This is a genomic window from Bacillus sp. NMCC46, from assembly GCF_002998465.1.
Classification (GTDB): domain Bacteria; phylum Bacillota; class Bacilli; order Bacillales; family Bacillaceae; genus Bacillus.
In genome coordinates, this window is the sequence record NZ_PVQZ01000003.1 from 379843 (window position 1) to 393323 (window position 13481).

Sequence of the window (13481 nt, forward strand, 5' to 3'; positions counted from 1 at the left end):
GCTCACGTCAGAGCGGCTTTTTTTGTTATGCCCACTGTAAAAGAAGAAAAAGTCTGCTAGAGGCGAGAGACAAGTAGATACGAATGCCTTCTGGACTAAAGCGGATGTCAATGCCACTTTTCACACCGATTTGCTTCAGCATTCGGATGACACTTGTCGAATCAGAGCGCTCAGCAGCCTCCATGATGCGCTGTGCAAATGAAAGCGAGCTGGAAATCTGCTGTGTAATGAGTGAAGCATCAGCAACAAGTCGGGCTGATTCTTTTGCGGCTCGTTGAAACGAGTGGGCATCTACTGGAGGAAAAGTCATAGGTGTGCGCGGGGATGCATGGCTCATTGCGGGGACCTGCAAAGCAGGATAAGGAACATAGTAAAACATATGGTCACCTCTTCTCTCATTGACGTGAAATTGGACGGATATCTGTTTTAAATGTATGTAGAAAATCAGAATAAAGAATCAAAATGATCTTTCTATCTTTATAAATCCAACATAAAAATAGGTACTTTTGCGGTCAATTTCGGTGAATGTCGCCAAAAAATTGCGGTGTCCACAATAGGGTCTGTCGTCTGACCTATAACACGCAAAACCGAGGATATGGAAGGGATCATACGTTCTGATGTGAGAAAAGTGTGACGAATGATGCCTATTCTTGTCGCAAAAATGACGCAGTTCCTTTGAAATTGAGATAAAAGTATGATTTGAAAAGTCAGAAAATGATGAAAAAAGACCTATTGAATTTTGCGGTATCACGCACACATTTTGTGCATACTTTTCGGTGAAAAAATACTCAATTACATTTACACTGTTAGTAGCAGATCAAATACTTATGACCCAATCACCATACACAAATACATTGATCTTCCAAAAAAGGAGAGTGGAATCGATGGAAAAGTATGAAATCGAAGAACTTAAACAATTATTATGGAAACTTGAAAACGAAATTAGAGAAACAACGGCTTCTCTTCATAACATTAACAAAAGCATTGATCAATACGACAAATATGAATATGTGAAAATTTCTTAAAGACTTGATAATCATCAAGTCTTTTTTTTATCCAAATACATACAAAAAAAGGATATATTATTATATAATTGTTAAATAGTGATGTCAGTGGACATTTGCTCATGTCTTTTTAGTAAAATAAAAGGCGGAAGGGTGAGGTACAAGAGCGAGTATGCTAAACTATCTAGAGAATACAAAAATCAAGCAGAATATGTCTGATTTTATTCAACATGCAGTCAGGCAGAAGGATTTACAACAACTGCTTCTAGAATTTACAGATAGAAAGAATGAATTTCCCTTTGGGCAATTGGCTTACAAGCATTATGAGGCATTTGGCGGACAAGACAAGCAAGCGATTACACAATTGTCAGCAGGGATTGAACTTCTCATCTTATCAGCCGATATATTAGATGATATTGAAGATCAGGACAATGATTCGTATCCTTGGATGAACGTCGACCAAGGAGTGGCCATCAATGCTTCTACGTATTTGTATACGCTGAGTACCCAATTCATCATATCAATAGGTGAAAATGATTCTCAACTAATTGAGAAACTGTTCCAACTCATCAAATGGTCAATGGAAGGACAACATGAGGATTTGCGTCATATGCATGAAACAGAAGAAGAGTGTGTAGAGGTGTTAAGGAAAAAATCAGGATCATTAACAGCTCTTTCTAGTGTACTGGGTGTTTATTTAGCGACGAGAAAAATCAACTCAACTGTGGAATCATATTCAATATGTTATGGTGTTGCTGAACAGATCAGTAACGATTTTTTTGCGTTATTTTCGAAAACAAACGGAGATTTTCTAAAAAAACAAACGCTGGCATTTAGCTATTTACAAAGAGGTTTTAACGATGCCAGTCAAGAGCTTCTTACGTTCTTTTCCGGTCGTTTAGATGAGTCAGAACAAAAGTCATTTCAGCTGAAGCAGAAATTACTTGAAGCTGGTTTGACTCAGTACATGGTATCAATGAGAGAGATTATGCTGTTAAAAATGAGGCAAGGGATTGAACAACTTGATTTACCTAAAACAAATAAGGAACAATTGTATGCATTTATGACAAAGGAGGGCAATGATTGAACATTCAAAATATCATTGCATATCTAATAAAAAACCCAGGTGTGGTCGATGAATTGATATCTGGAAATGCAAGCTTAATTCATGCTGATGCACAAACAACTGCAGCCATTATACAGGGGGTAAAAAAAGAATACATGAATGCAAAATACATCTGGGAGTATTAATTTAAAGTTCAAACCTGTATGATGATTTAATGATCTTTCTTAAGGATGTTTTAAAAATGAAGCTTACCTATACAAAATTGTCCACGTTTCTTGTATTTTTATCTTTTTTATTTGTGATCTATATTTCATATATCTATGTATTTGATATTTTTAATGGTGCACGTGTAGAAAAGAATGAAAACGGTCAAACGGAAGTTGTTGACGTTGAATATCTTTCTTTAGCTTATTCGTCGGGGTTAAAAGAAGGAGATATTATACTAAAGATAAACGGACAATCTAATTTAATTCAAGACCACATGATCAATGGTAAGCTTAGAAATGTACAAAGAATTGATATACAAAGAGGCAACCAAATCATATCACTTAAAAATAAGACGTTGATTGGTCGCGAAAGCTTATTTGTCTATTTAATCCCTCTTCTTCTATATTCAATATGCTTATTCTGTATCTTTTTTATTATTAAAATTAACAAAGAACCGCAACGAAAATCTGCATTTTTATTAATTTTATTCTTATTGTCAATTTGTATTGGGTATCTGAGTGCAGGTACGTCAGGAATTGGTGATAGATTTAGCCATTATGTTCTCTTATTGTGTTTATCAAGTGTGTCTATCTTATATATTCATTTTATCTATCAATATTTCAAGGAATTTGATGTGCATTTAACGAATCCAAAGCTCATCAGGTACTTATATTTGATCCCTATTTTTAACCTTGCCGTACATAGCGGGGTTTCGGTGTCATCTGAATTGAGAAAATATGTTCCTAGTATCAGTTTGCTGTTTTTTTTCGGAACAGTTTTAGTAGCTCTTTATTTAATAGTCAGAGGAATGAAGAAATATAAAAAAACAGCACATGGTTCAGTTTTAAAGTTTTTTGCCATTATGAATGTTTTGTCGTTCAGTCCATTCATTCTCTTTTTTGTTATTCCCTATGTGTTTTTTGATAAGTATTTGATTGATCCTTTTATTCTGACATCAATCGTTTTGTTAATTCCTTTTTCTCTCGTCTACCAATTCATGACGAACAAACTTTACAATATGGATTTTTTGATTAGCAGACTGAGGTACTATGGCTTTCTAGCCATCACACCGACCATTTTTGTTGTTGTCACGTTTTATATTCTGCAAAAACCAGAAGATTTGAAGTACACACTGAAGCTCGCATTAATCACCTACGCGCTCATGCTGGCTGTTTTCTATTTCAAAGAAATTCTAGATTTCCGTTTTCGTCTGAAGCGTTTTTCAGAGAAGCATAATTACCAGGACAGCGTGTTTAAATTTACGCAGCTTATTCGTGAGGCGTCATCACTTCATCAAGTGCTGTATCATTTGAAATACACCATTTTAGAAGTGCTTGTTGTTAATAAAGCCTTTGTGCTTGAAGTGAAGCCAGATGGACAGATTGAAGAGATTGATGAATCTTCAGGTGATAGCAATCTATGGAAAGAGTATGTGGATCAATTTCAGGATATTTTAGGGGAAGTCGGGAAAATCATTGAGCTTGATAAAGGGTTTATGATGAAAATTGGCGAGCGGGGCGGTCACTCGTTTATGATTTGCTGTTTATCCAATTTACAGACACCGAAATTGACGCGTGATGAGATTTCTTGGCTGAAAACATTGGCTTTTTATACAAGTGTCAGTTTAGAAAATGTCGTCAAGATCGAAGAATTGATGGAGCATCTTGAAGATTTGAAGCAGCGTGAAGCGAATCCTGCTTGGCTGAAAAAAGTCATGTTTGCGATGGAAGAAAAACAGCGCTCCGATTTAGCGAGGGATCTTCATGATTCCGTGCTGCAGGATTTGATATCGCTGAAAAGACAGTCAGAGATGTTTTTAACGAATTTCCAAAACGATCAATGCCCAACGTCTATTGAACAATCGCTTATCTCATGGAATGAACAAATGTCTAAGGTGATTCAAACCACGAGAGAAACATGTCATGAACTTCGGCCGCAGCTGCTGTACGATTTAGGTTTAGTCAAGGCGATGTCGAAGCTGACTTCTCAAATTCAGGAGGAAGCACCGTTTCATATCCGGCTGAATACAACACGCTTTGATAAAGAACTGGACATTGATATTGATTCACAGCTGAATATTTACCGAATTGTTCAGGAGCTGTTATCCAATGCCCTGAAGCACTCCCAAGCCACTCAAGTGTTAGTGATGCTGATTTGTATTAAAGATCAGGTTGTTCTTCACTACGAGGATGATGGAGTCGGTTTTGATGCAAGCCATCTTGATCAGCACACCATGAGCATGGGCCTCTCGGGAATCAGAGAACGAGTCAAGGCGTTAAATGGGAAGCTTCACATTCACACAGCCCCAGAAAAAGGACTGAAGGTGAAAATTGAAATGGAATTGTAACGATTTATTAAGGAATAAGACTTGGCATCTGCCAAGTCTTTTATATAAAATGGAAGTGAGTGATTTAAAGGGAGGAAGACATGAAGAAGATATTGGTCATTGATGATCATCCGGCTGTCATGGAAGGGACAAAAAGCATATTAGAATCAGATCAGCAGCTATCAGTCGATTGTTTAAGTCCTGATGCAGAAGCCGCCTTTTTAAAGACGCATGACTTTTCCATCTATGATGTGATTTTGATGGATTTAAATCTCGGGGATATCAATGGAATGGACATTGCGAAACAAATTCTAGAAACCAACCAGCAAGTGAAAATTATCATTTATACAGGGTATGAAGTAGATGATTATTTTGAAGAGGCCATTCGGGCTGGATTGCACGGTGCAATTAGTAAAACAGAGACAAAAGACAAAATTATTGAATACATACACCGCACATTGCAAGGAGAAGTTGTCATTCAGCTATCCTATTTAAAGAAATTAATTTCACAGCAGCAAGAAAAGCCAGAACAGGCGCAGCAGACCGATCATGAGCTGTTAACAGAGCGAGAGTGTTTGATCCTCAGAGAAGTGGAAAAAGGATACACGAACCAAGAGATTGCCGATGTGCTTCATTTGAGCAAACGCTCGATTGAATACAGCTTGACGTCCATCTTTAATAAGCTGAATGTTGGCTCTCGAACCGAAGCGGTGTTAATTGCAAAATCTGAAAGTGTGCTGTAAAAGTGTGAAGGGAGAGAACCCTGATGGAAGTGAGTGGATCAAATACACTGCTTGAGGCACTTGGGATTGAGATTGTAGAGTGTAATAAGTCACGATGCGTGGCGACAATGCCAGTCGATCACAGAACAAAACAGCCATTTGGACTGCTGCACGGAGGAGCATCTGCTGCTCTAGCAGAAACAGTGGCAAGCATGGGGGCTGCGGCTCATTTAGACTTAACTCAGCAAGTTTGCTCAGGGATTGAAATCAATGCCAATCATTTAAAATCTGTACGTGATGGAGTAGTGACAGCGACGGCTGTTCCTGTACATGTAGGGCGCCGTACAATGGTATTTCAAATTGATATTAAAGATGATCGGGACCGGCACATCTGTACGTCAAGATGCACACTTGCTGTCATTGATCGCATATAAAAAAGCTCCCGGTGCAGCGGAAGCTTTTTTTAGGTTGGATTGATCCATAAAATGTTTTTTTATAGAAATAAAAGAAGGACCTCACATGTGAGGTCCTTCTTTCGGTTTATAAGTACGAGTCTTCTTTTCGTTTAATCACGAAGTTACGAAAACCACCATAATCATCTTGTACACTTCGTTTGTCCATCTTGACTCCAGTATTGTAGGCGGCTCTTCCGATCAAGTGTGCACCGACCGGAGCTGTTAAAAAGATAAAGACAATCCCAAGTAGAATCTTCGCAGAAATAATGCCTGCAAGAAACCATTCGTGAAAGAATACCCCAACTAATATGAGGACAACACCAAGTGTCGATGCTTTTGATGCAGCATGCATTCGTGTATAAACATCTGGCAGGCGAAGAACGCCAATGGCTGAAATGAGACAAAGGATGGCGCCAAGCAGGATAAAGAAAATGACAATAGCTTTAGCGATGACGATCATTTTCAATCACTTCCCCTTTCTCAAGGAATTTGGAAAAAGCGACAGTGCCGATAAAGGCAAGGATACCGAGCAGTAAAATAATTTCAAAGAACGTTGTCGTTTTCAGCAAAATGGAAACGATGGCTGTCATCCCAATTAAATTGATTCCTATCGCATCAAGTGCACTTACACGATCAGGAATAGAGGGACCTTTGATAACCCGTATAACAAAAAGAAGGGTGGACAGTGCAAGAATGCCAAGTGACATTTGTAATATGAGCTCCATTACTTACCACTCACCTCCTGAATCGCTTTTTCAAATGAAACCCGGATATCGTGAATGGCTTTTTCTGCATCTTCAATATCCATCGCATGAATGTACAAAATTGAACGATCATCAGAAATATCAATGACGAGTGTACCTGGTGTCAATGTAATCATGTTAGCCAGTATGGTGATTTCCCAATCCGTTTTCAAGTCCGTACGAAAGGCGAAAATACCGGGCTTAATTGTGAGCTTTGGAGATAATACGGTCTTTAATACACTTAAATTGGCAAGAAGCAGCTCCCGAATAAAAATCAATACGAGCTTGAAAATCGCAAAAAGGGCATAGCCGTAAAAACGCTGCGGGAAAAATCGCCGAAACATAAAAATGGCGACCATCCCTAGTACAAAGCCTGATACAAAGTCTGCGGCTCTGTAAGTATCATTCATAAACATCCATGTAAAGGCGAGGAGAGCGTTTAGTAATATTTGAAAGGCCATGTTCATCTACTCCTTCAGCACAGCTTGAATATATTTTTCTGGTGTTGATAGCATTTCCGCTGCTTGATTGATATAAGGGGCAATGAACTCTGTCCCTAACCCAATGGCAAGCGACAAGATCACAAGCAGTACGCCAGGGTACACCATTCCTTTAATCGACGGTTTCCTTCTTCGCATATCTTGTTCCTCGCCCCAAAATGCGAGCATGAAGATTCTCATAATCGAATAAAGGACAAGAAGGCTGGACAGTAAGACAAGGATAGAAAAGGTCATGAGTCCAGCAGAAAAACCACCTTCTACAATCTTTAGCTTTCCAACAAAACCACTCAGCGGCGGAATTCCTGCCAGTGATAAAGCCGAAATGAAAAACATCCACCCTAGTAAAGGCTGAGATTGAATCAGCCCGCCCATCTTTTTCAAGTGGTTTGTGCCAGCGTACACGAAGAGTGCACCTGCCAGCATAAATAAAGCGCCTTTAATCACCATGTCATGAATGAGATAATAAATGGCCCCTTGGAGTGAGGCAGGTGTATTGGCTGCAATCCCAAACAAAATGACCCCCACGGCTGTGACAATGTTATAGATCACGATCTTTTGCACATCAGAATAAGCAATAGAGCCAATCACACCGAATATCACTGTTAGAGCGGCAAACCAAGCCATGAGTGTATGTGTAAACCCTGTATCATGTATAAAAATTAACGTAAAGACTCTGGCAATCGCATATAAGCCAACCTTTGTCAGCAGTGCGCCAAATAGAGCAGAAATAGCCGCTGGCGGTGCATGATATGATCCTGGCAGCCAGAAATAAAGCGGGAAGATCCCAGCTTTTAAGCCAAATACAATGAGGAACAGAATGGAAATGACAGTGATTAATCCTGTTTGCCCTGATTCAGCGATCTTCACACTTAAATCAGCCATATTCAGTGTACCAGTGACTGCATATAAACAAGCGACGCCGACGATAAATAAAGCCGATGAGATGATGTTAAACACAATGTATTTGAGTGATTCACGAAGCTGAGGCTTTGAACCGCCTAACACAATGAGCATGTAAGACGCCATTAGCAGTAACTCAAAAAATACAAACAGGTTGAAAATATCGCCTGTTAAAAAGGCCCCACTTACGCCAGCTAACAAAAACTGCACGCCAGAGTAATAGAACAGCCGCTCCTTTTCCTTCCCAATCGTTTGAAAGGAGAAAAGAACTGTCACTAGCCCAACGACGGAAGCGGTCAGCACAAGGAGCGCAGCAAACTGATCGGCCACAAGGGCAATCCCAAATGGTGCTTTCCAGCCTCCTAAATAGAGGGTTTGAATCCCATTTGTAAAAATGGTTTGGACTAAATACACATTACAGACAATGGCTGAGAGCGAAGCAAACACACTAAAGCCTCTTGACAGCATGATGTTCTTATTCATAAAGATCAATAGTGTAGCAGCTAATAATGGAATTAAAATAGGCAGGATCACGAGATTATTCATGCTGATCATTTCCTCTCATTTGATCCATGTCATCTGTTCGCAGCTCTTGGAAGGCACGGAAGGCCATGACAAGTAAAAAGGATGTCACACCAAAAGCAATGACAATGGCTGTTAAAATTAATGCTTGTGGTAATGGATCTACATAGGATGTGAGCCCCTCTTTTAAAATAGGAGGAGCTCCTTTTTTTAAGCCGCCCATTGTTAAAAGAAGCAAATGGACGCCGTGACTCAAAACAGCAGTACCGACGATGACCCGCAGAAGGCTTTTTGAAAGCATTAAATAGGTCGCCGCCATAAAAATTATACCGACGATAATAGACATTAGAAATTCCATTATTCCTTCTCTCCAATCGTTTGAATAATGGTCATGGTGACACCGACAACAACCAAATACACACCGATATCAAACAGTACGGCTGTCGCCAGTTCTGTTTTCCCTAAAAACGGCAGTTGGAAATAATCAAATGCATGGGATAGAAAAGGTGCACCGAATAGAAATGATCCCATACCCGTCAGGATCGCGACGAGCAGCCCGGTCGCTGCAACATAAATAAAGTTAAAGGGCAGAATACGTCTCACTGTTTTCAGATCATAGGCTAAAAGCAGAAGAACGACAGCCCCAGCACTCATCAGGCCGCCAATGAACCCCCCGCCAGGATTGTTATGTCCCGCAAGAAATAAGTGAAGGGAAAAAAGCAGGATGATGAATGCTGTGATTTTTGTTGTGACTTGTAAGAGCATATCATTCGTATCAATCTTCCTCATCGCCGCACGCCTCTCTTCCGTTTTCCTTGTGCCTTTAATAATCCATAAATACCGAGTGCCGCAATGGCAAGTACGGTAATTTCAAAGAGTGTATCAAAGCCCCTAAAATCAACAAGGATGACATTGACAATGTTGTCTCCGCCTGCAAGCTTGTAGCTGTTTTCAATAAAGTAAGACGCAATCGTATCAAGTGACTGATTGCTTGTTGAAGCGAAAGCAAGGCATGTCACAATGACACCAACACCTACTGAAATAATGAGATTGGTCATTTTAAATTTCCTTGTTTTTTGCTTCATGCTCAGCTTTGGCAAGTGATAGAAGCAAAGTAAAAACAGTGCCACAGAAATTGTTTCAATAATTAACTGGGTGAGGGCAAGGTCAGGTGCCCTGAAAATAACAAAAAATAGTGACAGCGTATACCCCATGACACCTAGCCCGATAATGGCTGTTAAGCGAGAACGAGCAAACACAGTCGTGAGGGTTGCTGCTATCATCACTAATGACAGAATGACCTCGTACGTGCCGATTGGAGCAGCATGCTCCATATTAAATGAGAAGGCATTCTGATAAAACATGACACTCCCAAGCACGATAATCATGAACCCAAACACATAGACAAGGTAATCACGAAGGAAACCGGTCATATAACTGTTCGTCAGGCGATTGGAGCCTTTTTCTAAACCGATTAGAGAACGATCGTATAAAGTGTTAAATGACCATTTTTCCTTAAATATGTTGTACATTGGACGCCATTTCGACAACGTCAAATATCCGATAATCCCTAAAGCTACAACACCTATTGTCATATAAAGCTCTGGCTGAAAGCCGTGCCATGCTTCAATTTTGACAACAAACCGTTTTCCTGGATCAATCGCATCGGGAATAATGGCTGCAATCGCAGGTTCAATGACAGAATAAGCTAGAATATTTGGGAAGAAGAAAAAGGTGACCACAAGTGCAGCAAGGATAATTGGCGGGATGAGCATACCAATCGGTGCTTCATGCGGCTTTTTTTCTAATTGATCTAACTGAAGATTGCCTCTAAATGTTTTAAAGAGAAGCATCATACTGTAAATGAACGTAAAAACACTAGCGAGCCAAGCAATCGCTGGGAAAATAGCGCCCCATGTCGAAATATCTGTAAAGTTAATCTCAGAAATACGTAGCATACTTGTGAAAAACAGCTCTTTACTTAAGAAGCCGTTAAATGGCGGGAGTCCAGCCATTGAGAATGTACCGATTAACGTAATCGTAAAGGTAATCGGCATGATGGTCATTAAACCGCCTAATTTCCGAATGTCACGAGTGCCTGTTTCGTGATCAATGATACCAGCCGCCATAAAGAGACTGCCTTTAAACGTGGCATGATTAATTAAATGGAAGATCGCAGCGAGAACGGCCGCGCCGAAAAAGGCGGAGTTGTTTTCATGGATTGCAGCTGCTCCTACACCCAGCATAAGCATAATCATCCCGAGCTGACTAACGGTAGAAAAGGCAAGAATGGCTTTTAAATCGTTTTGACGAACGGCGTGGAATGATCCCCAAAATAATGTCACAAGTCCAACGATGGATATGGTCCAAAACCACACCTCTGAAATAGCAAAGATTGGACTGAAGCGGGCAACAAGATAAATACCAGCTTTCACCATCGTAGCAGAATGCAGATAACTGCTCACAGGGGTAGGTGCTTCCATTGCATCAGGCAGCCAGATATAAAATGGGAACTGCGCTGATTTCGTAAAGGCACCAAGTAAGATCAGAATCATGGCAGGGATAAAGTAAGGTGATGCCATAATGAGCTGAAGCTGATTGACTGCTTCACGAATACTAAATGAATCAGTAATCAAATAGAGGAGGATAAAACCACCGAGCATAGCTAATCCGCCAAAAACGGTAATCAGCAGTGATTTGGTTGCTCCATATCTAGAGCGTTCCCGCTTATACCAATACCCAATTAAGAGGAAGGAAGAAATACTCGTCAGCTCCCAAAACAAGTAAAGAACCACCATGTTGTCAGATAGAACGACACCGAGCATAGCGGTCATAAACATTAACAAATACGTATAGAAAGAGCCAAGCTGTTCTTTTTCTTTTGATAAGTAGAAAATACTGTACAAGACGACAAGTGCGCCAATACCTGTAATCAATAGCGCAAATAACAAACTAAGACCGTCTACATACACAGTGAAATTCATTCCTAGAGAAGGAATCCATTCGACCTGTGAAAATAACGTTCGTCCATTTGATGTCATCGTAATCATCTGGACAAAATAGCTAAATAATAGAATAGGCAAGATAAGAACAAACCACCCTGTATGTATACGCTTTACGTATTTAAAAAGAAAAGGCACAACAAACGCAAGCAAAAAAGGCGATAGGATGGCGAAGTGAATAAGCTGCAAGAAAATAAACCTCCTTCAATCAATATAAATTCACGTTCTAAAGAACTGGTAAATAAAATTATAGCGTAAATACAGACATAGTGCATTGGTTTGAACTGATTTACAGCAAACTGTATTTGTTTTGAGTTCTTTTGACCACAAAAAATATTTTATCAAAAATGAAACTCATTGTATATTGTTTTGTATTTCGTACATGCTTTTCTTAAAGGAGCTGATTACATGAAACTAAAAGCGGGCATCAGCTTAAGCATATTCTGCACGATTTTAGGAGGAGCATTCTTCATAGAACGAAATGATCAAAAAAGGTGGCAGGCGGAAAGTGAATGGCCGTTGTTTTCAGAACATCTTCTCTATATGACCTATCAAGAGGCAAGACAATATCCATTCCAGCCAAGAGAATATATACGCGTGGTCTCTGCCGAAGAATAAAACCCTTATAGGAGAAAAGAAATATAAAAAAAGCATGTGCCCGTAATAGAGCCCATGCTTTTTATTGTTTGATTAAGTAAACATTCTAAGTAAGATTGTTGCGCAGATCACAGTTGCTGCTCCGCCAAGACGTGTAGATACTTGTGCGAAAGGCATCAGACCCATTCTTCCAGAAGCTGAAAGGATCGCAACGTCACCAGTACCGCCAAGTCCGCTGTGACAGCCTGTCACAATCGCAGATTCTACTGGGTACATGTTCATCAATTTCCCAACGAAGTAACCTGAACCAACCATTCCAAGAACGACAGCGATACATACACAAACAAATGGAATAGAAATCACTGTTGCAACATCATCAAGTGGAATGTATAGAATCCCTAGACCGACCATAAGCGGCCATGTAAAGCTTCTTGATACAAACTTGTAGAACTGCTGTGAGCCATCTTGCAGATGCTGAGGCATCACGTTTAAGTATTTGATTAAAGCGGCAAGAACAATCATTAAGATTGGACCTGGAATATGAACAAAGCTTTCTAACAAACCACCAAAAATGAACGTTGTACAAGCAACGAGTACACCAGCACCCATTAACCCGAAATCAACTTTTGGATCCATATCAGGCTGTTCAAAAATTTCATTTGCCTCTTTTGATTTTACAAGACGGCCATTCCCGTTTAGTTCAGGACGTTTTTCACCAAGCTTCTTCATTGCGCCAGCACAGATAATGGCAATGACGTTTCCAATGACGGCAGCAGGAATTAATTGAGAAATTAATGACTCTGCTGATACACCAAGAATTTGTGAATAAGCAATAGATAATGGCAAAATTCCTTCACCAACACCACCGGCAATAATCGGAACAATAATAAAAAAGAACGAATGATGCGGTGTGTAACCAACTAAAAGACCAACAAGAATTCCAGCAGTCACAGCTGCAATTGTACCTGCAACAAGAGGAACAAACATACGAATAAGGCCTTGTACTAATACAGTTCGCTGCATCCCAAGAATACTACCTACTACAAGAGCAGAAATATAGAAGTAAAGGAAGTTCGACGTTTTCATAAGAGACGTAACCGCTTCCAACGAGTTCGGATTCAGAACATGAAAAAAGACCAGGAACGATGGTACGAATAAAGAAAGAATCGCCGGTCCACCAATATCTTTTAAGATCGGAATACGTTGTCCTATATCTCCAAGGAAAATCCCCAAAATCATAATAACAGCGAAACCACCAAGCATATTTGCTGGAATTTTATTAAAATAAGCGGCAGTTAAAATAATCGCTGCAAGTACTAAATACACAGGTAAGTCAATAACACCAATTTTCCAAGACATGATCTTACGGAAAACGCTTTTATTATTGTCAGAATCGTCTGTAATCGATTTCAATTGTTGTGTATTAGCCACATAAAC

Annotated in this window: 16 protein-coding genes; 7 read left to right on the forward strand and 9 right to left on the reverse strand. The window is 39.8% G+C overall.

The features are described from left to right. Window positions 1–25: 25 nt before the first annotated feature. The gene (locus C6Y01_RS11470) at window positions 26–379 is read right to left on the reverse strand and encodes a YuzC family spore coat inner layer protein (RefSeq protein WP_095285836.1); all 354 of its coding nucleotides are present in this window, start codon (window positions 377–379) and stop codon (window positions 26–28) included. Window positions 380–884: 505 nt separating this feature from the next. Here C6Y01_RS11470 and degQ point away from each other — a divergent pair. From degQ to C6Y01_RS11500, 6 genes are all read left to right on the forward strand, one after another. Continuing rightward, window positions 885–1025: a degradation enzyme regulation protein DegQ gene (gene degQ, locus C6Y01_RS11475; protein WP_003213123.1), complete on the forward strand. Its 141-nt coding sequence runs from the start codon at window positions 885–887 to the stop codon at window positions 1023–1025. A 151-nt stretch (window positions 1026–1176) separates the two neighbouring features. After that, entirely contained in the window at window positions 1177–2091 is a 915-nt protein-coding gene (locus C6Y01_RS11480) for a polyprenyl synthetase family protein (protein ID WP_034659828.1), read from the forward strand. Further along, a complete protein-coding gene (gene comX / locus C6Y01_RS11485) occupies window positions 2088–2255 on the forward strand; it encodes a competence pheromone ComX (protein ID WP_081311380.1) in 168 nt (55 codons plus the stop codon). Before C6Y01_RS11480 ends, comX begins: the two co-directional genes overlap by 4 nt. A gap of 56 nt (window positions 2256–2311) precedes the next feature. Further along, the gene (locus C6Y01_RS11490; RefSeq protein ID WP_095285837.1) at window positions 2312–4624 is read left to right on the forward strand and encodes an ATP-binding protein; all 2313 of its coding nucleotides are present in this window, start codon (window positions 2312–2314) and stop codon (window positions 4622–4624) included. 80 nt (window positions 4625–4704) lie between these two features. After that, entirely contained in the window at window positions 4705–5346 is a 642-nt protein-coding gene (gene comA / locus C6Y01_RS11495) for a two-component system response regulator ComA (protein ID WP_058013793.1), read from the forward strand. A 23-nt stretch (window positions 5347–5369) separates the two neighbouring features. Beyond that, window positions 5370–5759, forward strand: a complete 390-nt coding sequence (locus tag C6Y01_RS11500) for a hotdog fold thioesterase (protein ID WP_034659822.1) — start codon at window positions 5370–5372, stop codon at window positions 5757–5759. Between the two features lie 106 nt (window positions 5760–5865). Here the strand turns inward: C6Y01_RS11500 and mnhG are convergent, their stop codons facing one another. The 7 genes from mnhG to C6Y01_RS11535 are packed head-to-tail and all read right to left on the reverse strand — an operon-like array spanning window position 5866 to window position 11636. Further along, a complete protein-coding gene (gene mnhG / locus C6Y01_RS11505; protein ID WP_003213369.1) occupies window positions 5866–6240 on the reverse strand; it encodes a monovalent cation/H(+) antiporter subunit G in 375 nt (124 codons plus the stop codon). Continuing rightward, the gene (locus C6Y01_RS11510) at window positions 6224–6505 is read right to left on the reverse strand and encodes a Na(+)/H(+) antiporter subunit F1 (RefSeq protein ID WP_008345849.1); all 282 of its coding nucleotides are present in this window, start codon (window positions 6503–6505) and stop codon (window positions 6224–6226) included. The genes mnhG and C6Y01_RS11510 overlap by 17 nt, the downstream gene beginning before the upstream one ends. Further along, window positions 6505–6984 carry a Na+/H+ antiporter subunit E gene (locus C6Y01_RS11515; RefSeq protein ID WP_034659819.1) on the reverse strand — a complete coding sequence of 160 codons (480 nt, stop codon included), beginning with the start codon at window positions 6982–6984 and terminating at the stop codon, window positions 6505–6507. Before C6Y01_RS11515 ends, C6Y01_RS11510 begins: the two co-directional genes overlap by 1 nt. Window positions 6985–6990: 6 nt before the next feature. Continuing rightward, on the reverse strand, window positions 6991–8469 hold the full coding sequence (locus tag C6Y01_RS11520) for a Na+/H+ antiporter subunit D (RefSeq protein ID WP_106038224.1): 1479 nt from the start codon (window positions 8467–8469) through the stop codon (window positions 6991–6993). Further along, window positions 8462–8803, reverse strand: coding sequence for a Na(+)/H(+) antiporter subunit C (locus C6Y01_RS11525; RefSeq protein WP_003213576.1), 342 nt, complete (start codon window positions 8801–8803; stop codon window positions 8462–8464). Before C6Y01_RS11525 ends, C6Y01_RS11520 begins: the two co-directional genes overlap by 8 nt. Continuing rightward, complete coding sequence (locus C6Y01_RS11530) at window positions 8803–9234, reverse strand: Na(+)/H(+) antiporter subunit B (protein ID WP_034317176.1); 432 nt, start codon at window positions 9232–9234, stop codon at window positions 8803–8805. The genes C6Y01_RS11525 and C6Y01_RS11530 overlap by 1 nt, the downstream gene beginning before the upstream one ends. Further along, the gene (locus tag C6Y01_RS11535; protein WP_106038225.1) at window positions 9231–11636 is read right to left on the reverse strand and encodes a Na+/H+ antiporter subunit A; all 2406 of its coding nucleotides are present in this window, start codon (window positions 11634–11636) and stop codon (window positions 9231–9233) included. The genes C6Y01_RS11530 and C6Y01_RS11535 overlap by 4 nt, the downstream gene beginning before the upstream one ends. Window positions 11637–11855: 219 nt before the next feature. Here C6Y01_RS11535 and C6Y01_RS11540 point away from each other — a divergent pair, with 219 nt between their 5' ends. Beyond that, the gene (locus tag C6Y01_RS11540; protein WP_012011099.1) at window positions 11856–12065 is read left to right on the forward strand and encodes a hypothetical protein; all 210 of its coding nucleotides are present in this window, start codon (window positions 11856–11858) and stop codon (window positions 12063–12065) included. Between the two features lie 72 nt (window positions 12066–12137). Here C6Y01_RS11540 and C6Y01_RS11545 read toward each other — a convergent pair whose 3' ends face one another. Then, window positions 12138–13475, reverse strand: coding sequence for a 2-hydroxycarboxylate transporter family protein (locus C6Y01_RS11545; RefSeq protein WP_003213451.1), 1338 nt, complete (start codon window positions 13473–13475; stop codon window positions 12138–12140). Window positions 13476–13481: the final 6 nt, after the last annotated feature.